The sequence below is a fragment of the Streptacidiphilus sp. EB103A genome, assembly GCF_041261405.1.
In the GTDB taxonomy this organism is placed as follows: Bacteria; Actinomycetota; Actinomycetes; order Streptomycetales; family Streptomycetaceae; genus Streptacidiphilus.
In genome coordinates this window covers 245843-266826 of the sequence record NZ_JBGCAQ010000006.1, presented here as the reverse complement: position 1 = coordinate 266826, position 20984 = coordinate 245843, and the positions used below count along the sequence as shown (strand labels likewise).

At 68.8% G+C, this 20984-nt stretch carries 22 protein-coding genes; 3 read left to right on the top strand and 19 right to left on the bottom strand.

The features are described 5' to 3' along the window. Window position 1: 1 nt before the first annotated feature. The 13 genes from rpsS to rfbB form a co-directional block, all read right to left on the bottom strand. Window positions 2-283: a 30S ribosomal protein S19 gene (rpsS, locus tag ABH941_RS12250; protein ID WP_030251592.1), complete on the bottom strand. Its 282-nt coding sequence runs from the start codon at window positions 281-283 to the stop codon at window positions 2-4. 11 nt (window positions 284-294) lie between these two features. Next, window positions 295-1131 carry a 50S ribosomal protein L2 gene (gene rplB, locus ABH941_RS12245; protein WP_030251595.1) on the bottom strand — a complete coding sequence of 279 codons (837 nt, stop codon included), beginning with the start codon at window positions 1129-1131 and terminating at the stop codon, window positions 295-297. Between the two features lie 42 nt (window positions 1132-1173). Beyond that, complete coding sequence (gene rplW, locus ABH941_RS12240) at window positions 1174-1503, bottom strand: 50S ribosomal protein L23 (RefSeq protein ID WP_042401225.1); 330 nt, start codon at window positions 1501-1503, stop codon at window positions 1174-1176. After that, entirely contained in the window at window positions 1503-2180 is a 678-nt protein-coding gene (rplD, locus tag ABH941_RS12235) for a 50S ribosomal protein L4 (protein WP_030251603.1), read from the bottom strand. The genes rplW and rplD overlap by 1 nt, the downstream gene beginning before the upstream one ends. A gap of 4 nt (window positions 2181-2184) precedes the next feature. Further along, on the bottom strand, window positions 2185-2829 hold the full coding sequence (gene rplC, locus ABH941_RS12230) for a 50S ribosomal protein L3 (RefSeq protein ID WP_030251605.1): 645 nt from the start codon (window positions 2827-2829) through the stop codon (window positions 2185-2187). A 16-nt stretch (window positions 2830-2845) separates the two neighbouring features. Continuing rightward, window positions 2846-3154, bottom strand: a complete 309-nt coding sequence (gene rpsJ, locus ABH941_RS12225; RefSeq protein ID WP_020549238.1) for a 30S ribosomal protein S10 — start codon at window positions 3152-3154, stop codon at window positions 2846-2848. A 485-nt stretch (window positions 3155-3639) separates the two neighbouring features. Further along, entirely contained in the window at window positions 3640-5484 is a 1845-nt protein-coding gene (locus ABH941_RS12220; protein ID WP_370128946.1) for an ArnT family glycosyltransferase, read from the bottom strand. A gap of 124 nt (window positions 5485-5608) precedes the next feature. After that, window positions 5609-6538, bottom strand: coding sequence for a glycosyltransferase family 2 protein (locus ABH941_RS12215; RefSeq protein ID WP_370128945.1), 930 nt, complete (start codon window positions 6536-6538; stop codon window positions 5609-5611). Beyond that, entirely contained in the window at window positions 6535-7296 is a 762-nt protein-coding gene (locus tag ABH941_RS12210; protein WP_370128944.1) for a glycosyltransferase family 2 protein, read from the bottom strand. The genes ABH941_RS12215 and ABH941_RS12210 overlap by 4 nt, the downstream gene beginning before the upstream one ends. Continuing rightward, entirely contained in the window at window positions 7293-7715 is a 423-nt protein-coding gene (locus tag ABH941_RS12205) for a DUF2304 domain-containing protein (protein WP_370128942.1), read from the bottom strand. Before ABH941_RS12205 ends, ABH941_RS12210 begins: the two co-directional genes overlap by 4 nt. A 35-nt stretch (window positions 7716-7750) precedes the next feature. Next, a complete protein-coding gene (locus ABH941_RS12200; RefSeq protein ID WP_370128940.1) occupies window positions 7751-9064 on the bottom strand; it encodes a lipopolysaccharide biosynthesis protein in 1314 nt (437 codons plus the stop codon). Then, complete coding sequence (gene rfbD, locus ABH941_RS12195; protein ID WP_370128939.1) at window positions 9061-10041, bottom strand: dTDP-4-dehydrorhamnose reductase; 981 nt, start codon at window positions 10039-10041, stop codon at window positions 9061-9063. Before rfbD ends, ABH941_RS12200 begins: the two co-directional genes overlap by 4 nt. Beyond that, the gene (gene rfbB, locus ABH941_RS12190; RefSeq protein ID WP_370128938.1) at window positions 10038-11015 is read right to left on the bottom strand and encodes a dTDP-glucose 4,6-dehydratase; all 978 of its coding nucleotides are present in this window, start codon (window positions 11013-11015) and stop codon (window positions 10038-10040) included. Before rfbB ends, rfbD begins: the two co-directional genes overlap by 4 nt. Window positions 11016-11074: 59 nt before the next feature. Here rfbB and rfbA point away from each other — a divergent pair, with 59 nt between their 5' ends. Together rfbA and ABH941_RS12180 are read left to right on the top strand one after the other, a co-directional pair. Beyond that, complete coding sequence (gene rfbA / locus ABH941_RS12185) at window positions 11075-11947, top strand: glucose-1-phosphate thymidylyltransferase RfbA (protein ID WP_370128937.1); 873 nt, start codon at window positions 11075-11077, stop codon at window positions 11945-11947. A 97-nt stretch (window positions 11948-12044) separates the two neighbouring features. Beyond that, window positions 12045-12638: a dTDP-4-dehydrorhamnose 3,5-epimerase family protein gene (locus tag ABH941_RS12180; protein ID WP_370129059.1), complete on the top strand. Its 594-nt coding sequence runs from the start codon at window positions 12045-12047 to the stop codon at window positions 12636-12638. Between the two features lie 136 nt (window positions 12639-12774). Here the strand turns inward: ABH941_RS12180 and tuf are convergent, their stop codons facing one another. The 6 genes from tuf to ABH941_RS12150 form a co-directional block, all read right to left on the bottom strand. Next, the gene (gene tuf / locus ABH941_RS12175) at window positions 12775-13968 is read right to left on the bottom strand and encodes an elongation factor Tu (RefSeq protein ID WP_370128936.1); all 1194 of its coding nucleotides are present in this window, start codon (window positions 13966-13968) and stop codon (window positions 12775-12777) included. Between the two features lie 196 nt (window positions 13969-14164). Further along, the gene (fusA, locus tag ABH941_RS12170) at window positions 14165-16270 is read right to left on the bottom strand and encodes an elongation factor G (RefSeq protein WP_370128935.1); all 2106 of its coding nucleotides are present in this window, start codon (window positions 16268-16270) and stop codon (window positions 14165-14167) included. A 42-nt stretch (window positions 16271-16312) separates the two neighbouring features. Then, window positions 16313-16783: a 30S ribosomal protein S7 gene (gene rpsG, locus ABH941_RS12165; RefSeq protein WP_030251646.1), complete on the bottom strand. Its 471-nt coding sequence runs from the start codon at window positions 16781-16783 to the stop codon at window positions 16313-16315. A 2-nt stretch (window positions 16784-16785) separates the two neighbouring features. Further along, on the bottom strand, window positions 16786-17157 hold the full coding sequence (gene rpsL, locus ABH941_RS12160; protein ID WP_014144289.1) for a 30S ribosomal protein S12: 372 nt from the start codon (window positions 17155-17157) through the stop codon (window positions 16786-16788). A gap of 327 nt (window positions 17158-17484) precedes the next feature. Next, window positions 17485-18144, bottom strand: coding sequence for a DUF1707 domain-containing protein (locus ABH941_RS12155; protein WP_370128934.1), 660 nt, complete (start codon window positions 18142-18144; stop codon window positions 17485-17487). Window positions 18145-18427: 283 nt separating this feature from the next. Further along, on the bottom strand, window positions 18428-19753 hold the full coding sequence (locus tag ABH941_RS12150) for a DUF2637 domain-containing protein (protein ID WP_370128933.1): 1326 nt from the start codon (window positions 19751-19753) through the stop codon (window positions 18428-18430). Between the two features lie 347 nt (window positions 19754-20100). Here ABH941_RS12150 and ABH941_RS12145 point away from each other — a divergent pair, with 347 nt between their 5' ends. After that, window positions 20101-20856: a Crp/Fnr family transcriptional regulator gene (locus ABH941_RS12145; protein WP_370128932.1), complete on the top strand. Its 756-nt coding sequence runs from the start codon at window positions 20101-20103 to the stop codon at window positions 20854-20856. Window positions 20857-20984 lie beyond the last annotated feature (128 nt).

Below are 20984 nucleotides of genomic sequence, written 5' to 3'. Positions count from 1 at the left end.
CTTAGCGGCGCTTCGACTTGCGGTCGTCCTTGACGTGGCCGCGGAAGGTGCGGGTCGGCGCGAACTCACCGAGCTTGTGGCCGACCATCGACTCGGTGACGAACACCGGGATGTGCTTGCGACCGTCATGCACCGCGAGGGTGTGGCCCAGCATCGCCGGCACGATCATGGAGCGGCGGGACCAGGTCTTGATGACGTTCTGGGTACCTGCTTCGTTCTGAACATCCACCTTCTTCATGAGGTGGTCGTCGACGAAGGGCCCCTTCTTGAGGCTGCGCGGCATCGAGACTGCTCCTAGCGCTTCTTGTTCGTCTTGCGGCGGCGGACGATGTACTTGTTGGACGCCTTCTTCGGCGAACGAGTACGACCCTCCTTCTGACCCCACGGCGAAACCGGGTGGCGACCACCGGAGGTCTTGCCCTCACCACCACCATGCGGGTGGTCGATCGGGTTCATGGCGACACCACGCACGGTCGGGCGAACGCCCTTCCAGCGCATACGGCCGGCCTTGCCCCAGTTGATGTTCGACTGCTCGGCGTTGCCGACCTCGCCAATCGTGGCGCGGCAGCGGGCGTCGACCAGGCGAACCTCGCCCGAGGGCATGCGGAGGTGGGCGTAGACGCCCTCCTTCGCGAGCAGCTGCACGGAGGAACCCGCGGAACGGGCGATCTTCGCGCCGCCACCGGGCCGGAGCTCGATGGCGTGGATGACCGTACCGACCGGGATGTTGCGCAGCGGCAGGTTGTTGCCGGGCTTGATGTCGGCCTGGGGGCCGTTCTCAACCCGGTCGCCCTGGCCCAGCTTGGCCGGGGCGATGATGTAGCGCTTCTCGCCGTCTGCGTAGTGCAGCAGCGCGATGCGTGCGGTGCGGTTGGGGTCGTACTCGATGTGAGCGACCTTGGCCGGAACGCCGTCCTTGTCGTGACGACGGAAGTCGATGACGCGGTACGCGCGCTTGTGACCGCCACCCTGGTGGCGGACGGTGACGCGACCGGTGTTGTTACGACCGCCCTTGCTGTGCAGCGGGCGGACCAGCGACTTTTCCGGCTCGGACCGCGTGATCTCGACGAAGTCGGCAACGCTGGAGCCGCGACGGCCCGGCGTTGTCGGCTTGTACTTGCGGATGCCCATGGCTTCTTCTGTCCTCGTCCGTTTCGGTTATCCGACTCGCCGTCAGGCGGAGGTCGGAGCCCCGAAGATGTCGATGGGCTTGCTGCCCTCTGCCAGCGTCACGATGGCGCGCTTGGTGTCCTTGCGCTTGCCGAAACCGGTGCGCGAGCGCTTGCGCTTGCCCACCCGGTTGATCGTGTTGACGTTGGCGACCTTGACCGCGAAGACCGTCTCGACGGCCTGCTTGATCTGGGTCTTGTTCGAGCCCGGCGCCACGATGAACGTGTACTTGCCCTCGTCGAGGAGCGCGTAGCTCTTCTCCGAGATGACCGGCTTGAGCAGCACGTCACGGGGGTCCGTGAACGTCTTGCTGGTGATCGTCGCGTCGCTCATCAGGCGTCGCTCCCTTCGAGCTCGCTCGAAGAGGCAACGGCCTTCGCGGACGCGGCAGGGCCGGCCACAAAGCGCTCGAAGGCGGCCTGGGTGAAGACCACATCGTCGGAGACGAGCACGTCGTAGGTGTTCAGCTGACCGGCGTCCAGGATGTGCACCTCGGGCAGGTTGCGGGCGCTCTTGATCGCCAGCTCGTCGTCACGCTCGACCACGAGGAGGACGTTCTTGCGCTCGCTGATCTTGCCGATCAGGGTGCGGGCAGTCTTGGTGGACGGCGCATCGCCCGCGGTCACGCCGGTGATGACGTGGATGCGGTCGTTGCGGGCCCGGTCGGTCAGGGCGCCACGGAGCGCGGCGGCCTTCATCTTCTTGGGCGTCCGCTGCGAGTAGTCGCGCGGCACGGGGCCGTGCACGACGCCACCGCCGGCGAACTGCGGAGCGCGGGTCGAACCCTGACGGGCGCGGCCGGTGCCCTTCTGGCGGTAGGGCTTGCGCCCGCCACCGCGGACCTCGGCGCGGGTCTTGGTCTTGTGCGTGCCCTGGCGGGCCGCGGCCAGCTGGGCGACGACGACCTGGTGGATCAGCGGAATGCTGACCTTCGCGTCGAAGATCTCGGCCGGCAGCTCGACGGTGCCGACAGTCTCACCCGCGGGGGAGAGAACATTGATGGTGCTCATTGCTTCAGGCCCCCTTTGCCGCAGTGCGGACCAGGATGAGGCCGCCGTTCGGACCGGGGACCGCGCCCTTGATGAGCAGCAGACCCTTCTCCGCGTCAACGGCGTGGACGGTCAGGTTCTGGGTGGTCACACGCTCGTGGCCCATGCGACCGGCCATCTTCATGCCCTTGAACACGCGACCCGGGGTGGCGCAGCCACCGATCGAGCCGGGCGAGCGGTGCTTGCGCTGCACGCCGTGGCCGGCGCCCAGACCGTGGAAGTTGTGGCGCTTCATGACACCCGCGAAGCCCTTGCCCTTGCTGGTACCGGTCACGTCGACCTTGATACCGGCCTCGAACACCTCAGCGGTGATCTCCTGGCCCAGGGTGTACTCGCCGGCGTCGCTGGTGCGCAGCTCGACGAGGTGGCGACGGGGGGTGACGCCGGCCTTGGCGAAGTGACCCGCGAGGGGCTTGTTCACCTTGCGCGGGTCGATCTCGCCGAAACCGAACTGCACGGCGTCGTAGCCGGTGCCGTCGGCGGTGTGGACCTGGGTGACGACATTGGGGCCGGCCTTGACGACGGTCACCGGAACGATCCGGTTGTTCTCGTCCCAGACCTGCGTCATGCCGAGCTTCTCGCCCAGGATGCCCTTAATCTGCTTAGCCATCTTCAGCTCCCGCCCTTCAGAGCTTGATCTCGATGTCGACACCGGCCGGGAGGTCGAGTCGCATCAGAGAGTCAACGGTCTTGGGGGTCGGGTCGAGGATGTCGATCAGACGCTTGTGCGTGCGCATCTCGAAGTGCTCGCGCGAGTCCTTGTACTTGTGCGGCGAGCGGATGACGCAGTACACGTTCTTCTCAGTGGGCAGCGGCACCGGGCCTGCGACCTGCGCACCAGTACGCGTCACCGTCTCGACGATCTTCTTCGCCGAGGAGTCGATGACCTCGTGGTCGTAGGCCTTCAGCCGGATGCGGATCTTCTGTCCCGCCATGGCTTCTTGTAGTCCTTCGTGTCGATATTGCTGCTTCTGCGGCCGAGGGCTCCGGGTGGAGTCCTCAGTGGCGTCCCGTTCGACCCACGCGGTCGGGCGTGTCGCGCTGCCCGCCATAAAAAAGCCTTGGCCGAACTCAGAGGCCCCAGGCGGCGGAACCGAGAGGTTCACACCTGGGGCGGGACGCCGGGTTGAGGGCCTGTCCACGCTTCCCGGAAGATTCCCGTACGTCCGTGCCGCAGCTGCCGCGCTTCGTCATACATCAACTAGGCAACGGCCATCACGGGCACGACGAGTACTGTGGGACTCGCTTCCGGTCCTCCCAGCAACCACCGACCCCTAGGGGCCGGAGCGCAGTGGAGGCGCGCAGCATCGGCGCTCAACCGAGCAACTTGGCTAGTGTGCCATACCGGACACGCACGACGCCAATCAGGGTCGATGAGAGTACCCCGGGCGGCAGGTCCGTCAAACCTCGGAGCGGAACGCTACCTCTTGCGCCACACCACGACGTCGGGAGTCCCGGTCGCACCGTGACTCGGGAGCGCCCTGACGGGGTACCAGCCCGCCGGAGCGTGCGGCCAACTCGCGGTCAGCGGCTGGCCCTGCGTCGGCGCCTCGACCACGGCGACGTTCGCGGACCTGGGCAGGTGCTTCAGCGGGTCCTGGATCCAGACGCTGCCGTGGAACACCTCGTACGGCAGCACCCTCTCCACGGTCCAGTCCGTCAGCGGATTCAGCACCACGTTGTCGTGCGAGGTGATCCCGGCGTCCGCCATGAATCCCACCGCCGGGTGCCGGCGCTCGGCCGCCCAGGGCTTGGTGATCTGCTCGGTGACCACGACGGTCTCCACCGCGGCGAGCAACGCCACGCAGACCAGGACCGGCACCAGGGCCCTGCGCCGGAACAGCACCACCGGAACCACGACCAGGGCCAGCAGCAGCACCGAGACCACCGTGGTGCGCAGCAGGTGCAGGTTGTTCGCGTCCCCGCCCAGCACCAGCGCGTCCGGCATGCCCCAGGAGACGAAGAGTTCGTTGGTGTTGGTGAAGTTGGGGCTGACGCGCACCACCACGAACACCGTCAGCACCGCTACCAGGACCAGCGCCGCGGCGGCGGCGCGGATGAGCGCGGTCCGATTCAGCCGGACCAGCCCGGCGAGGCCGACGGCGAACATCGCCGGCACCAGCAGGGTGAGATAGCGGGCGTAGATCCAGGTGTCGATCCGGTTGTCGTCCGGCAGCCCGGACGCGGAGGCCAGGGCGACGCCGACGAGGGTCGCCAGCATCGCCCCGGCGACCACCCGGTTCGGCCGGCTGCTCCCGCGCCCGAACAGCACCGCCACGCAGAGCACGATCGCCAGCGCGCCCAGCCCCCAGGTGGAGGTGCAGAAGTACCAGAACTGGCCGAGCGTCCGGCTGAAGTTGCGACTCAGCAGGGAGGGGTCGAACAGGCCCTTGAAGACGGCGGTGCCGACCGCGCTGGGGATGCTGTGGGTCCGCGCCAGGAAGTGGTCGACCAGGAACCTGTCCAGCCCGATCCCGATCGCCAGACCCACCACCATGGAACCGACCGCGGCCCAGGGCACCCAGCGCCGGACGACGACGAGCAGCAGCACCGCGCCGGTGATGGCGACCATCACGCCGCCGCGGTCATGGGTCGCCATCGCGTAGGAGGCGGCCAGTCCGGAGCCGGCGCCGTACCAGACCCGGGCGCGCGTGCTGCCGGCCGGGGTAAGCCAGGCGTGCAGGCAGAACAGCCAGCAGAGCACCAGGATCGGGAAGATCACGTCGGTCATGGCGAACTGCGAGTAGAAGACCACCGGGTTGATCAGGGCGATCCCGAACGCCGCCAGGAAGGCGAGCTTCCGGCCCAGTTCCAGGCGCCGCAGGAACACATAGGCGGCGGGCAGGACCAGCGCGTTGAGCAGCGCGTTGGTCACCAGCACCAGCCGGTACGCCGTCTCCGCGCTGTGCCCGAGCCAGAGCGCGGGCGTGATCAGCAGCGGATAGCCGCCCGGCAGCACCTCGCCGGCCGGCATCGCGGTGTTGCTGCCGCCGGCCAGGATCCGGGCGAGCACCAGATAGGCGTCCTCGTCCGGGTGCACGCTGGGGAAGGTCATCGACGCCACCAGCACCAGCCGGAAGGCGACCTGGACGACGTAGGCCAGCGCCAGCGCCGCCGGGACGAACCACGGCCGGCTGATCAGCCGCTGTGCCCGGCTCGCCACCGCGCTACCGCGCCCCGACCGGGCATCCGCCCGGTCCTCGCGATCGGCGACGGCGGGCGTCGCCGACCCGGCACCGCCGACCGCACTGTCGACGCCATCCATAGCTTGCTTCTCTCCTGGAGCAGATGGGGGTGGTGCAGAGGAACGGTGCTGGCCCGTGTGTGCGGCCCAAGCTAGCAAGAGTCGCTGCACATTGACTGGAAGGATCCGGAACGCGGAACCGGTATTACTGTCGGCTCGGCGAACCGGCCGGGCCCACGGCGAACCGGACCAGGGTGCCCGCCGCCCGCACCTGCCCCCGGCCGATCGCCGCCGGAGCCATGGTCAGGGCATGCAGCCGGGTCGAGCGGTGGCGCCGGGCGGTCAGCGCGGCACGCTTCCAGCCGACGGCGTCCATCCGCCGCGCCGTCTCCAGGAAGAAGCGCTGCGCCTCGGTGAAGCGGTCCCCGGTGAACGCCTGGGCCGAGGACTCGCTCAGCGCATGGCGGCGGTAGCTGAAGCAGACCTCCTCGGCGAGGGCCAGCCGCTCCCCCGCGACGACGAGCTCCATCACCAGCGCCAGGTCCTGGATCACCTTCAGGTCCTCGCGGAAACCGCGCTCCCGTACCGCGTCGGTGCGCCAGCAGATCGACGGGAAGTAGAGCCAGTTCCCGCGCAGCAGGCTCACCGCGAGCTCCTCGCCGCCGAGCTCACCGCGACCCTGCTCCCTGGGCGCGTAGAGCCGTCGCTTCACCGAGTCGGCCAGGGTGTCCACCGGTCTCCCGGCGCCGTCGATCACCAGCACGCCGGGCTGGACCATGGCCGCCCCGGGGGCGGACCGCAGTGCCTCGCGGACGACCCGCAGGTAGTTGGGGTGCATCAGGTCGTCGGAGCCCATCAGCACCACATGGTCGAACGTCGTGAGTTCGAGGCAGCGGTTGAAGTTGCCGGTGACGCCGAGGTTGCGTTCGTTGCGGACGTAGCGGACCCGGGGGTCGTCCAGCTCCTCGAACCAGCCCGGCACCTCGGGCTCGGTGCCGTCGTCCACCACGGTGAGCCGCCAGTCGTCGCCGTCCAGCGCGAGGACGCTGCGCACGGCGTCCTGCATCAGTCCGACGTCGCCGTAGTAGGGCAGCATGATGTCGAACTGCGGGACCGTCACCTGGTCGGCCGTCACTTGGCGCCCCCGGCGGTCGGTCGCAGGGCGGAGCGCCCGGAGATGTCGCGTTCGGGCATCCGCCGGATCATGGCCAGCATCAGCACGAACCCGGCCCGGCCGAGGTAGACCATGGCCTTGACCGGGGAGGCGCTGGGGGTGCCGGTGGTCCGCTCGCGCATCGCGACGGGCACCTGGCGCACGGTGAATCCGCAGCGCAGGGCGCCGACCATGCTCTCGACCGTGTCGCCCAGGTACTCCACCGGGTACCAGTGTGCGAAGAACTCGATCAGCTGCCGGTTGCAGGCGCGGTAGCCGGAGGTGGTGTCGGTGAGTTCGGTGCGCGCTATCCGCGACAGGACCACCGAGAGCAGCCGCATGGCCAGTCTCCGCGGCCCGCGGACGGTGTAGTCGCCCACCCCGGCGAAGCGCGCCCCGATCACCAGGTCCACCGTGTCCAGCGCCTGCAGCAGGTCGGGGACGAAGGCCGGGTCGTGCTGACCGTCGGCGTCGATCTGTATCGCGATGTCGTAGTCGTGCTCGTACGCGTACCGGTACCCCAGCCGCATGGCGCCGCCCACGCCGAGGTTGTAGGGCAGCCGCACCACGGCGGCGCCCCCCTCCGCGGCCACCCGGGCGGTGTCGTCCGACGAGCCGTCGTCGACCACCAGGGAGTCGGCGAAGGGAAGCTTGGTCTGGATCTCCTTCAGCACCGACGGCAGGCCCTCGGACTCGTTCCAGGCCGGCAGGACGACCAGGATCCGCTGCTCCGGGTTCATGCCTGGACCTCCTGGTCTTCCCTGACCGGCTCGTTCCGTGCGACGGGGCGCAGGCGGTCAGCCGTCAGCGCCTCCAGCGTCACGGTGTGCTCGCCGACCTTGCTGCGGATCAGGGCGACCTCCTCGGACAGGATCCGGGTCTCCGCCTCCAGGCGGCTCGCCTCCCAGCTCAGGTGCAGGCAGACCAGCAGCACCAGGATGAAGCCGGCGAACAGCACCAGGCTGGCGCCGTTGGCCACGCCGATCTTGTGAGCCACACCGTTCAGCACGGTCGGGAAGAAGCCGAGCGGCGCGATCAGCACGCCGATCCCCAGCCAGATGGCCGCGTACTTCTCCCGTAGCTGCTGGCGGCGCAGCAGCTCCAGGATGCACGCCAGCACCACCACGCCGGTGATGGAGGTGAGCACAGAGAGTTGCACGACTGCTGCCTTGCCTTTCGTCCGAAGTGGCTCAGCTAGAAGATATCCGTCGAGAGGCGCTGCCGCCGGGCGGCTTCGGCAGCCGAAAGTGTCCTCCGCCCCGGTGACCACCAGACGAACGCGAGCATGACGAGGGCTGTCGTGGCGGAGCCCAGGAAGTATGACACCTCCACACGAACGGCGACCGCTCCGTGGACGCAGCTGATTCCCACCAGCACCGCGGTGCCGAGGGCCCAGCTGGCGAGCTGGAACCGGTGGCGGTCCATGGCGATGAGCGCCTGCCCCACAACCATGGCGAGCATGTAGAACATCGTCCCCGCCGAGAACCAGAACAGGTCCCGGTGGCCCAGTACGTCCGGCGCACCGAGCAGGGATCTCAGCAGCCAGGGACCGAACAGCACCGCCGGGACGCCGCCGAGCAGGCCGAGACCTCCGACCACGCCGCTGGTGCGCACCAGGAGGCGGCGGAAGCCGGACCGGTCCCCTTCGGCCGAGGCCGTGGACAGCCCGGTCATCAGCGTGGGCAGGACCGAGCCGAGCACGAACAGCGGCACCCGGCAGAGCACCCCGGCGTTCAGCACCGCGACCTGGAGGTCCGCGTCGTCCGGCGCGACCAGGCCCACGGTGAGGACCGCCGCGTTGACCATGACCTGGGCCAGCAGGGACGCGCCGACCAGCAGCCCGGTGTTCTGGAACAGCTCCGACCAGGCCATCTGGGGTCCCGGGCCACAGCCGCGCAGGGTGGCCGGCAGGGTGCAGACCACGGCCCCCAGCGGCGCGATCGCGAGCACCAGGGCGAAGGCCCAGGCCGAGTGCACCCCGCAGAGCAGCAGGGCCGGCGCCAGGACGATGCGCAGCGCGCCGTCGATGGCCAGCGAGACGCCGTAGGCGTTGAAGCGCCCCAGTCCGGCCAGCACTCCGCGGCTGGCATAGGCCAGCCCCATGCCGAGGACGGCCGCGGCGAAGGTCCAGAGCAGGGACTCCTGGCCGTGCAGGAAGAGCTGGGCGGTGGGGCCGGCCGTCAGCGCCAGCAGCACCGCGATCGCGCCGATCATGAGCAGGGTGCCCGCCACCGCCCGGCGCAGCACCGGCAGCACGCCCTCGCCACGCACCACGCGGGAGGCCACCACCCGGGTGAGTTCCTGCTCGACCGGGAAGAACAGACCCAGGCTGAGAGTCATGATCAGCGACCACAGCGCCGAGACCGCGGCCCGCGGGTCGCCGGAGAGCGCGTGATTGGCTGCGGCGATCTGGATGTAGGACGCGGCGCCCAGAGTCAGCGTTCCGCCGATGACCAGGTGCGTCCCCGGCGGAACGACGCTCAGCAGCCGGGCGACCGGCCGGTTCACGGCCGGCTGCGCGGTTGCGTGGTCGGGGCGGTCGAAGTGGGGAGCAGGCCGGTGAAGGCTTCCCTGCCGATGGCCTCGGCGAGGCTCTCCCGCCACTCCGGCAGCGGCTTCAGGCCGGCCGCGGACCAGCGGTCGTGTCCGAGCACGCTGTAGCCGGGGCGCGGAGCCGGACGGACGAAGGCGTCCGAGGTGGTCGGCCTGATCCGCTCCGGGTCCAGCCCGGACAGCTCGAAGGCGGCACGGGCCAGCCCGAACCAGGTGGTCTCCCCCGAGGCGGTGCCGTGGTAGATCCCGGCCGGGGCGGTCCCGTCCAGGGCCGCGCGGCCGAGGGCGACCAGCTGCCGTGCCAGTTCGAAGGACCAGGTGGGCTGGCCACGCTGGTCGTCGACCACGGTCAGGGTGTCCGTCCGGCCGGCCAGCTTGAGCATGGTGGCCACGAAGTTGCCGCCGTGCTCCCCGTAGAGCCAGGCCGTCCGCACCACATAGCCGCGCGCCGGGAGCAGCTCCAGTACGGCCTGCTCGCCGACCAGCTTGCTGCGACCGTAGGCGTTCAGCGGGTCGGTGGGCGCGTCCTCGGGGTAGGGCGAGGTGCCCCGGCCGTCGAAGACGTAGTCGGTGGAGACGTGCAGCAGGACGGTGCCCTGCTCGGCGCAGGCCGCCGCCAGATTGCGGACCCCGTCCCCGTTGACCGCGGTGGCGGCGGCCTCCTCGGTCTCGGCGCCGTCCACGTCGGTCCATGCGGCGGCGTTGACCACAACATCAAGCCCGCCAACATCAAGCCCGCCGACGTCAAGCCCGCCCACATCGTGTCCGGCTACTGCCGCGCGTACCGCCTCGGCGTCGGTGATGTCCAGCTCCGCCCGGGTCACGGCGGTGATCCCGATGCCGGGGATCGCCTCGAGCACGGCCAGCAGATCGCGGCCGAGCATCCCGGCCGCACCGGTCACCAGCCAGCGGCTGCGCAGGGGGGCGCTCACGACTCCAGCGCCGCCTTCTGCTTCAGCGGCTCCCACCACGCGCGGTTGTCGCGGTACCAGGCGATGGTGGCCGCAAGGCCGTCCTCGAAGCGGACCCGGGGCGCGTAGCCGAGCTCGTCGCCGATCTTGGTGATGTCCAGCGAGTAGCGGAGGTCGTGGCCCTTACGGTCCTCGACCGGCACGACCATGTCCCAGTCCCTGCCCGTGGCCTCCAGCAGCAGCCCGGTGAGCTCCTTGTTGGTGACCTCGGTGCCGCCGCCGATGTTGTAGACCTCGCCGGCCCGGCCCTTCAGCAGCGCGAGCTCGATGCCCCGGCAGTGGTCGGAGACGTGCAGCCAGTCGCGGATGTTGCCGCCGTTGCCGAACAGCGGGACCTGCTTGCCGTCCAGCAGGTTGGTGGTGAACAGCGGGATGACCTTCTCCGGGAACTGGTAGTGCCCGTAGTTGTTGGAGCAGCGGGTCACCACCACGTCCATGCCGTGGGTCCGGTGGTAGGCCAGCGCGAGCAGGTCCGAGGCGGCCTTGGAGGCCGAGTACGGGGAGTTCGGCTGCAGCGGCCACTCCTCGGTCCAGGAGCCCTCGCTGATGGACCCGTAGACCTCGTCGGTGGAGACATGGACGAAGCGGCCGATCCCGTGCTTGCGGGCCGAGTCGAGCAGCACCTGGGTGCCGAGCACGTTGGTGGTCACGAACGGGCCCGCACCGGCGATGGAGCGGTCGACATGCGACTCGGCGGCGAAGTGCACCACGGCGTCGTGGCCGGGCATGACCTGGTCCACCGCGTCGGCATCGCAGATGTCGCCGTGGACGAAGGTGTACCCGGGGTGCTTCGCCACCGGGGCGAGGTTCTCCTCGACGCCCGAGTAGGTCAGTTTGTCGAGAACCGTGATCCGAGCGTCGGCGTCAGCGCCCAGCAGCTGGCGGACGAACTCGGAACCGATGAATCCGGCGCCGCCGGTTACGAGAATTCTCATAGTGGGACGCATCATACGGGGCGCGAAGCACGCGCTCCGGCCCGGTCTAAACTCCGACCATGCGTGGAATCCTCCTGGCGGGCGGAACAGGCTCGCGCCTCTGGCCGCTCACTCGTGCCGTGTCGAAACAACTCCTGCCCGTATTCGACAAGCCGATGGTCTACTACCCGCTCTCGACACTGGTCATGGCCGGGATCGACGAGATCCTGATCATCACCACCCCCAATGACCGCGACCAGTTCCAGCGTCTGCTCGGCGACGGCTCCCAGTGGGGGCTCAGCCTCAGCTACGCGATACAGGAGAGGCCCAACGGGATCGCCGAGGCCTTCGTCCTCGGGGCGGACTTCATCGGGGACGACTCGGTCGCCCTGGTCCTGGGGGACAACATCTTCCACGGCAGTGGCCTCGGCAGCCGGCTGGCGGGCCACTCCGGCCTGGTCGGCGGCCGGATCTTCGCCTATCCCGTCGCCGACCCGAGCGCCTACGGCGTGGTGGAGTTCGACACGGAGGGCAAGGCGGTCTCCATCGAGGAGAAGCCCGAGAAGCCCAAGTCCCGCTATGCCGTGCCCGGCCTGTACTTCTACGACAACCGGGTGGTCGGGATCGCCCGCACGCTGAAGCCCAGCGCCCGCGGCGAGCTTGAGATCACCGCGGTCAACGACGCCTACCTGCGCGCGGGCGAACTGAGCGTCACCGTCCTGGACCGCGGTACGGCCTGGCTGGACACCGGGACCTTCGTCTCGATGGTGCAGGCCTCCGAGTTCGTCCGGGTGATCGAGGAGCGCCAGGGGCTGAAGATCGGCTGCGTCGAGGAAGCGGTCTGGCGGCGCGGCCTGATCGACGACGCCCAGCTCAGGGCCCTTGCCGAACCCCTGTTGAAGAGCGGCTACGGCGACTACCTGGTACGCCTGTTGGAAGAGGAAACCATGTAATGCTCCATCCCTCCGGGGGGCGACCCCCCGTACCCCCACGCAGACCCGCGGTCGGCGCCCCTGGTGCGCAGACCTCACGAGGAGAAACTGAATGAAGATCCGCGAACTCGGTATCGAGGGCGCCTGGGAGATCGTCCCCCAGCTGCACGGCGACCCGCGCGGCCTGTTCACCGAGTGGTACCGCTTCGACCACCTGGCCGCCGAGGTGGGGCATCCCCTGCGGCTGGCCCAGGCCAACCTGTCGGTGTCCGCCGCCGGCGTGGTGCGCGGGATCCACTTCGCCGATGTGCCGCCCGGCCAGGCCAAGTACGTGACCTGTGTGCGCGGGGCGGTGCTCGATGTGATCGTGGACCTGCGGGTGGGCTCCCCCACCTTCGGGCAGTGGGAGGGCGTCCAGCTGGACGACACGGACCGTCGCGCGGTCTACCTCTCCGAGGGTCTGGGTCACGGCTTCTGCGCGCTCACCGACGACGCCACGCTGTCCTACCTCTGCTCGGAGACCTACAGCCCCACCGGCGAGCACGGCATCCACCCGCTGGACCCGGACCTGGCGATCGAGTGGCCCGCCTCGGCCCCGCAGCTCTCCGGCAAGGACGAGTCCGCGCCCTCGCTCGCCGAGGCGATCGCCACCGGACTGCTGCCCGATTACGAGCAGACAAAGGCCTTTACCGCGGGTCTCACTGTTCACTGAGAATTCATTACGGCCCCTGCTTTTCCGCTCCTCCTCGGAATTCTCCGAAAAACCACAGAGGACCCCGTTCCATCGCGAGATGGAACGGGGTCCTCTGCTTGCGCTGCTGGTGCAGGCAGGCCGATCAGATCAGCAATTACTTGATGATCTTGGTGACCTGGCCGGCGCCGACGGTCCGGCCACCCTCACGGATGGCGAACTTCAGGCCCTCCTCCATGGCGATCGGCTGGATCAGCGCGACCGTCATGGCGGTGTTGTCGCCCGGCATGACCATCTCGGTGCCCTCGGGGAGGGTCACGACGCCGGTCACGTCCGTGGTGCGGAAGTAGAACTGCGGGCGGTAGTTGTTGAAGAAGGGGGTGTGACGACCACCCTCGTCCTTCGACAGGATGTAGGCCTGGGCCTCGAAGTCGGTGTGCGGCGTGACCGAACCCGGCTTGATGATGACCTGGCCGCGCTCGACGTCCTCGCGCTTGATGCCACGGAGCAGCAGACCGACGTTCTCACCGGCCTGGCCCTCGTCGAGCAGCTTGCGGAACATCTCGATGCCGGTGACCGTGGTGGTGGTCTTCTGCTCCTTGATGCCGATGATGTCAACGGTCTCGTTGACCTTCAGGACACCACGCTCGATGCGGCCGGTGACGACGGTGCCACGACCGGTGATCGTGAAGACGTCCTCGATCGGCATCAGGAACGGCAGGTCGACCTCACGGGCCGGGGTGGGGATGGCCTCGTCCACGGCGGCCATGAGGCCGAGCAGCTTGTCGCCCCACTCCTTGTCGCCCTCGAGCGCCTTGAGCGCCGAGACGCGCACGACGGGGAGGTCGTCGCCCGGGAACTCGTACTCGGAGAGGAGCTCACGGACCTCGAGCTCGACGAGCTCCAGGATCTCCTCGTCGTCCACCATGTCGGCCTTGTTCAGGGCGACGACGATGTAGGGGACGCCGACCTGGCGGGCCAGGAGCACGTGCTCCTTGGTCTGCGGCATCGGGCCGTCGGTGGCGGCCACGACCAGGATCGCGCCGTCCATCTGGGCGGCACCGGTGATCATGTTCTTGATGTAGTCCGCGTGACCGGGGCAGTCGACGTGGGCGTAGTGACGCGCCTCGGTCTGGTACTCGACGTGCGCGATGGAGATGGTGATACCGCGCTGGCGCTCTTCGGGAGCCTTGTCGATCTGGTCGAAGGCCGAGGCCTCGTTCAGGGTCGGGTAGGCGTCGTGCAGCACCTTGGTGATCGCCGCGGTAAGGGTCGTCTTACCGTGGTCGATGTGACCGATGGTGCCGATGTTGACGTGGGGCTTCGTCCGCTCGAACTTCGCCTTCGCCACTGGGTCCTCCTGAGGACTGGTTCTGTACGCCGTACGACGTCAGGTGGTCTGATATCGCGCCGGTTCCGCCGCGCTGTCTGCGCCCGGTTCCGGCCCGGGGGGTGGGGGCCGGAGAGGGCCCGGGAGTCGCCTTGCGGCAGACCCCGGGCCACCTCCTACAGCCTAAAGGGTGGTACGTACCGGGATGTCCCGGTGCTTACTCGCCCTTGGCCTTAGCGATGATCTCTTCCGCCACGTTCCGGGGAACCTCGGCGTACGAGTCGAACTGCATCGAGTAGCTGGCGCGGCCCGACGTCTTGCTGCGCAGGTCGCCGACGTAGCCGAACATCTCGGACAGCGGGACGAGGGCCTTGACGACCCGTGCGCCGCTACGCTCCTCCATGGCCTGGATCTGGCCACGGCGGGAGTTGATGTCGCCGATCACATCGCCCATGTAGTCCTCGGGCGTGGTGACCTCGACGGCCATCATCGGCTCGAGGAGCACGGGGGACGCCTTGCGGGCACCCTCCTTGAACGCCATCGAACCGGCGATCTTGAACGCCAGCTCCGAGGAGTCGACGTCGTGGGAGGCACCGTCGAGCAGGATCACGCGGACGCCCTGGAGCGGGTATCCGGCGAGCACGCCGAACTCCATGGCCTCCTGCGCACCGGCGTCGACCGAGGGGATGTACTCCTTCGGAACGCGGCCACCGGTGACCTTGTTCACGAACTCGTAGCCCTCGGCGGTGTCCAGCGGCTCGATCGCGATCTGGATCTTCGCGAACTGGCCGGAACCACCGGTCTGCTTCTTGTGCGTGTAGTCGATACGCTCGACGGCCTTGCGGATCGTCTCGCGGTACGCGACCTGGGGCTTGCCGACGTTGGCTTCGACCCGGAACTCACGCTTCATACGGTCGACCAGCACCTCCAGGTGCAGCTCGCCCATACCCGCGATGATCGTCTGGCCGGTCTCCTCGTCGGTGTTGACCTGGAAGGACGGGTCCTCCTCGGCCAGCCGCTGGATCGCGACGCCCAGACGCTCCTGGTCGCCCTTCGACTTGGGCTCGATGGCGACGCGGATGACCGGGGCCGGGAAGTCCATGGACTCCAGGATGACCGGCTGCTTGTCGTCGCTCAGGGTCTCGCCGGTGGTGGTCTGCTTGAGGCCCATGACGGCGACGATGTCGCCGGCGCCCACCGAGTCGATCTCCTCACGCTTGTTGGCGTGCATGCGGTAGATCTTGCCGATGCGCTCCTTGCGGCCCTTCACCGAGTTGAGGACGGCGGTGCCGGCCTCGAGACGCCCGGAGTAGATCCGGATGAAGGTGAGCTTGCCCAGGTGCGGGTCCGACATGATCTTGAACGCCAGCGCCGACAGCGGCTCGTCGTCCGAGGCCTTGCGGAAGATCTCCACCGACTCGTCACCGGGCTTGTGGCCCATGACGCCCTCGACGTCGATCGGGGAGGGGAGGTACTTCACGACCGCGTCGAGCAGGGGCTGGACGCCCTTGTTCTTGAACGCGGTGCCGCAGAAGACCGGGGTGAAGTTGCCGGCGATGGTGCCGCGGCGGATGCCGGCGACCAGTTGCTCCTCGGTGGGCTCCTCGCCCTCCAGGAACAGCTCCATCAGCTCGTCGTCGCCCTCGGCGGCCGTCTCGATGAGCTTGGCACGCCACTCCTCGGCGATCTCGGCGTGCGACGCCGGGATGTCGACGGTGTCGTACATCTCGCCCTTGGCGGCCTCGGCCGACCAGAGCAGCGCCTTCATGCGGACCAGGTCGATGACGCCCTGGAAGTCCGCCTCGGCGCCGACGGGCAGCTGCATGACCAGCGGGGTCGCGCCCAGCCGGTCGATGATCGAGTCGACGCAGCGGAAGAACTCCGCACCGACGCGGTCCAGCTTGTTGACGAAGCAGATACGCGGGACGTTGTAGCGGTCAGCCTGACGCCACACGGTCTCGGACTGGGGCTCGACACCGGCCACACCGTCGAACACCGTGACGGCACCGTCGAGCACGCGGAGCGAACGCTCCACCTCGACGGTGAAGTCGACGTGGCCCGGCGTGTCGATGATGTTGATGGTGTTGTCCACACCGTCAACCGTCCAGTGACAGGTCGTCGCGGCCGACGTGATCGTGATGCCGCGCTCCTGCTCCTGCTCCATCCAGTCCATGGTGGCAGCGCCATCGTGGACCTCACCGATCTTGTACGAGACACCGGTGTAGAAGAGGATCCGCTCAGTGGTGGTCGTCTTGCCCGCGTCGATGTGCGCCATGATCCCGATGTTGCGGACCCTGGCAAGGTCAAGGGAGGTTGCAGCCATGGTGGCTCGTCTCTCTCTTTCTTGTTTCTGACGGGGTTCGGACTACCAGCGGTAGTGCGCGAAGGCCTTGTTGGACTCGGCCATCTTGTGGGTGTCCTCGCGACGCTTCACGGAGGCGCCCAGACCGTTGCTCGCGTCCAGGATCTCGTTGAGCAGACGCTCGGTCATGGTCTTCTCGCGACGGGCGCGGGAGTAACCGACGAGCCAGCGCAGCGCCAGGGTGTTGGCACGGCCCGGCTTGACCTCGACCGGCACCTGGTAGGTCGCGCCACCGACACGGCGGGACTTGACCTCAAGGGTCGGCTTGACGTTCTCCAGGGCGCGCTTGAGCGCGACCACCGGGTCTGCACCGGTCTTCTCGCGGACGCCCTCGAGGGCGCCGTACACGATGCGCTCGGCGGTGGAGCGCTTGCCGTGCAGGAGGATCTTGTTGACGAGCGACGTCACCACAGGGGAGCCGTAAACCGGGTCGATGATGACCGGGCGCTTCGGGGCGGGGCCCTTACGAGGCATTCTTACTTCTCCTTCTTGGCGCCGTAGCGGCTGCGGGCCTGCTTGCGGTTCTTGACACCCTGGGTGTCGAGCGAACCGCGGATGATCTTGTAACGCACACCCGGCAGGTCCTTCACACGACCGCCACGCACGAGCACGATGGAGTGCTCCTGCAGGTTGTGACCCTCGCCCGGAATGTAGGCGGTGACCTCGATACCACTGGTGAGGCGCACGCGGGCGACCTTGCGGAGAGCCGAGTTCGGCTTCTTCGGGGTGGTCGTGTACACACGCGTGCAGACGCCGCGGCGCTGAGGCGAACCCTTCAGTGCGGGCGTCTTGTTCTTCTCGACCTTGTCCTGCCGGCCCTTTCGGACCAGCTGCTGAATCGTAGGCACGCTATCTCCGTCTTCTTTGTGCCATCTCTGGTGAAACTACCCTGGTTGTGTCTCTCCGACGCCGACCCACGCGGTCGGGTGTGTCGGGCCGCTTCCCATCCCCTCGACTCCTTGCGGAGGAGCGGTGTGGAAGCGCGGTTCCCATGACGCGGCGGCTGATATGCACGCACGCACAAGAGACCCGGGGACACCCCAGGCACAAGGTCAGAGCGTACCCAGCGCATCGGCGCGGGTCAAAACACATAGGCAGCCGCAGGTCAGCGCGGTGGTGGCCGGAGCAGTTGCGAGGGCGGGCGGAGTGTGCTGGGACGGGTGGGTCGGCAGGGCTCAGTTGCCGCCGGCCGCCGGCGCCGCGGGAGCGGCGGGGGCGGGCATCATCCCGCCGCCGGTGCTGTGGCCGGCGGCCACGCCGAGGAAGAGCACCACGAAGAAGATCGCCACCGCGATCCAGCCCAGCGCGATCCCGGCCACCGCCATCCCGTCGCCGTCCTCGTCCCGGTCGCGCAGCTGGCCGCGGGCGATGTGGCCGCAGATCAGCGCGGGGAGGGCGGTCACGCCCAGGGTCGGCAGCTCGGCCAGGCCCAGCACCAGGGCGGCCACCGCGAGGCCGTTGGTGCGGCGCAGCCGGGGCGGCGGGGCGTAGGGGTTCACGCTGTACGGATCGAACGGACGGCCGTAGGCGTACGGGCCGGGCAGCGGATAGCCGCCCGGGGCCGGGGCGAAGACGGCGGGGATCACTGGCGCGGGCGTCAGATAGGGCACCGGCATCGGGCCGCTGGGGAGGTCCTGGATGACCCCGGACAGCTCACCATAGGTCTGCGAGCGGTAGATCTGCTCGACCCGGTCGTTGTACTCGTCCGGGGTCAGCCTGCCCTCGGCATAGGCGGCCTTGAGCACGTCGACGGTCCGCTCGCGGTCCGCGTGCGAGGCCCGCATGCCGGCCATTCCGGCGATCCCGTCCATGGCCGACCGCGGCTGCGCGGGCACGGGCGGTTGACCGTACGGAACGGTCGGTCGCCCGGGGCGTGCCGACTGCGCGCCCTGCCACCGCTGCATCGGATGCTTCGGCTCCTGGTGCGTGGACATCGGCGACCTCCCCGGTTGCACCCCGGCGGCTGGGCCCGGGCACGGCGTCTAAATGCCAAGCGTCTTCATCCATAGGTCTTGTCCCATAGTGCAAGACGTTCGGGGAGATCGCATCGTGCCCGGGCGCTGTGTAGAGGAGTTGTGACACAACCTCAGCACCCGGGCGGGCGGCGGATCCCGGCGGCTACTCGAAGCGGGCGGCGAAGCGCTGCTGGAGTTCGGGCCAGTGCCGGCGCAGCGCCTCGGCGCCGATCGGCTGGTCACCGCTGGGGGCGGCGAGTCCGTGGTTGGTGTAGAGGTGCTCGGAGAGGCGGTCCGGGTCCGGGTCGACGCCGTGCGCCTCGCGGTAGCTGAGCAGGCCGTCGAGGTAGGCGTCGAGGGGGTCGGCGGTGTCGGTGGCGTGCTCGGGCTCGACGGCCGGGTCGGGCTGGGCGGCGCTCTCGGACTCGGGAGAGTTCCTGGCGGAGAACCACACCTCGGGGCCCTGGTCGTCCTGGACCGGCTCGGCGTCGACCGGCTCGGGCTCGGTGGGGATCCGGTGGCGGGCGTTGACCAGCTTGGTGAGGACGGCGACCGGGTCGGGGTCCGGCACCGGCCGGGTCCGGGGCACCGGACGGAAGCCGAGGACCGACTGCGGGACCTCGGGAGCCATGGGCGCCGCAGGAGCCCCCTGGGCGAAGGGGCGGGCGAACGGGAGCTGGTCCATGTACTGCACCGGCGCGGGCTCCGGCTGCTGCGCCGGCCCGGCGAACTGTGCGGGCGCGGGCGCGTTCACCGGCGCATCCACCGGCGCGAGCTGGGGGGCAAGCGCCGGCGCGACCTGCTCCGCAGCGGACAGGGGCGTGTTGCGGATCAGGTCGAGGTCCAGCGGGACCCCGTACTTGGCGAGCTTCAGCGGCAGCAGGGTCTCGATCGGCGCCTGGCGGCGCCAGCCACGGCCGTACCTGGCCCGCAGATGGGTGCGGTAGACCAGCCGGTTCTGCTCCAGCCGGACCACGTCGTCGTAGGAGCGCAGCTCCCACAGCTTCATCCGCCGCCACAGCCGGAAGGTGGGCACCGGCGAGAGGAGCCAGCGCATCAGCCGAACCGACTCCATGTGCCGGTCCGCGCTGATGTCGGCGATCCGCCCGATGGCGTGCCGGGCCGCCTCCACCACCACCACGAAGAGCACCGGGATGATGGCGTGCATCGCCATCGCCAGCGGATCCCCCCAGGAGGAGGCCGCGTTGAAGACGATGGTCCCGGCGGTGAGCAGCCACGCGGTCTGCCGCAGCAGCGGGAAGGGGATGCGCAGCCAGGTCAGCACCAGATCCAGCGCCAGCAGGACGGCGATGCCGACGTCCACGCCGATCGGGAAGACATAGGAGAAGTTCCCGAAGCCCTTGTGCAGGGCCAGTTCACGCACCGCGGCATAGGAGCCGGTGAAGCCGATACCGGCGATGATGAAGGCACCGGCGGCGACCACGCCGATGAGTACACGGTGCGTACGGGTTATCGCAGGGCCTGCCATCGCTCGTTCAACCCCTGGGTCTGCTCGTTCATTTGGGTTTGGCGGTCTGGTTGTGCCGCGGGCGGGACCGGGCGGGGGACAGCTTGCCACACGCGTCCGGCCGAGCCTCGCGTCAACCGTCGATCCCGATGACGATCACGCGGACGGATACCGCATCGGCAACCGTCGGTTCCACCGTCTCCCCCACGGTACGGCGACCGCAAATCGACGTGTCGAACAGCCGTCGCAGTGGAATTGAATTCGCCACCCCGGCAACTTGGCAAAAGCCTGGCTGACGCCTCCGGCACCCGAGTACTTTCTGTATTTCCAGTCAACACACCTGGAACGTGGAGCAATCGGGGGATTTGATGAGCGCAGGCGAGTTCTGGGGTGCGGCCGACGAATCACCGCCGACTCGCCGGCGACCGGCGTCCCGAGCGGACCGCAGCCTCGACGACCGGGTTCCCTTCCTCGCGCGCCTCGAGCAGGCCGAGCGGGAGTCCCTGCTGGTTCTGGGCCGGACCATCCGCTATCCCGCCCGGTCCGTCGTCATAAGGCAGGAGGAGCCTTCGGCCCATGTGCTCCTGATCGTGCACGGCTGGTTGAAGGTGACGGTGTCCGCGGTCAACGGCTACGAGGCGCTGCTCGCCCTGCGTGGTCCCGGCGACATAGTCGGGGAGTCCGCCGCGGTCAGCGGGCGGCCCAGATCCGCGACAGTGACCTCATTGGAGTCCGTCGAGGCCGTCGCCGTCGACCAGGACCAGTTCACCGACTATCTGCACCGGACGCCGCATGCCGCCTTGCAGTTGCTCAGTCTCACTGTGGACCGCCTGCGCAGCGGGGACCAACGCAGGCTGGAGTTCGGGGCACTCACCGTCAGCGAGCGCCTGTCAGGGCTGTTGCTGGAGCTCGCCCGCGCCCATGGGATCACCACCGACGAGGGCATCGTGGTCGCCGTCCCGCTGAGCCAGCAGGAGCTGGCGGGCTCGGTCGGGGCCTCGCGCGAGGCCGTGACGCGACTGCTGAGGGTCTTGCGGGAGCGCGGCGTCATCGCCACCAACCGGCGTCGCCTGGTCATCCTGCGACCCGAACTGCTGCGCAGAACCGATCAGATATACGACTGATTCGCTCTGGTTCCATCGATTATCTGTCGCCGCAAGGGCTCAGACACTCGCTCTGTGCACTCTGTCACACAACGGATGTGCCCTCCGTCCTCACTGGTTCACGGCATTCACGCCAACCTGCTTCTGAA

Coding starts and splice junctions, on each gene's coding strand:
- ABH941_RS12150 (WP_370128933.1), bottom strand. CDS start 19,753: ATGGCAGGCCCTGCGATAACCCGTACGCACCGTGTACTCATCGGCGTG.
- rplC (WP_030251605.1), bottom strand. CDS start 2,829: ATGGCTAAGCAGATTAAGGGCATCCTGGGCGAGAAGCTCGGCATGACG.
- fusA (WP_370128935.1), bottom strand. CDS start 16,270: ATGGCTGCAACCTCCCTTGACCTTGCCAGGGTCCGCAACATCGGGATC.
- rplB (WP_030251595.1), bottom strand. CDS start 1,131: ATGGGCATCCGCAAGTACAAGCCGACAACGCCGGGCCGTCGCGGCTCC.
- rpsS (WP_030251592.1), bottom strand. CDS start 283: ATGCCGCGCAGCCTCAAGAAGGGGCCCTTCGTCGACGACCACCTCATG.
- rplW (WP_042401225.1), bottom strand. CDS start 1,503: ATGAGCGACGCGACGATCACCAGCAAGACGTTCACGGACCCCCGTGAC.
- ABH941_RS12210 (WP_370128944.1), bottom strand. CDS start 7,296: ATGAACCCGGAGCAGCGGATCCTGGTCGTCCTGCCGGCCTGGAACGAG.
- rplD (WP_030251603.1), bottom strand. CDS start 2,180: ATGAGCACCATCAATGTTCTCTCCCCCGCGGGTGAGACTGTCGGCACC.
- rpsJ (WP_020549238.1), bottom strand. CDS start 3,154: ATGGCGGGACAGAAGATCCGCATCCGGCTGAAGGCCTACGACCACGAG.
- rfbA (WP_370128937.1), top strand. CDS start 11,075: ATGCGTGGAATCCTCCTGGCGGGCGGAACAGGCTCGCGCCTCTGGCCG.
- ABH941_RS12145 (WP_370128932.1), top strand. CDS start 20,101: ATGAGCGCAGGCGAGTTCTGGGGTGCGGCCGACGAATCACCGCCGACT.
- rfbB (WP_370128938.1), bottom strand. CDS start 11,015: ATGAGAATTCTCGTAACCGGCGGCGCCGGATTCATCGGTTCCGAGTTC.
- ABH941_RS12220 (WP_370128946.1), bottom strand. CDS start 5,484: ATGGATGGCGTCGACAGTGCGGTCGGCGGTGCCGGGTCGGCGACGCCC.
- rpsG (WP_030251646.1), bottom strand. CDS start 16,783: ATGCCTCGTAAGGGCCCCGCCCCGAAGCGCCCGGTCATCATCGACCCG.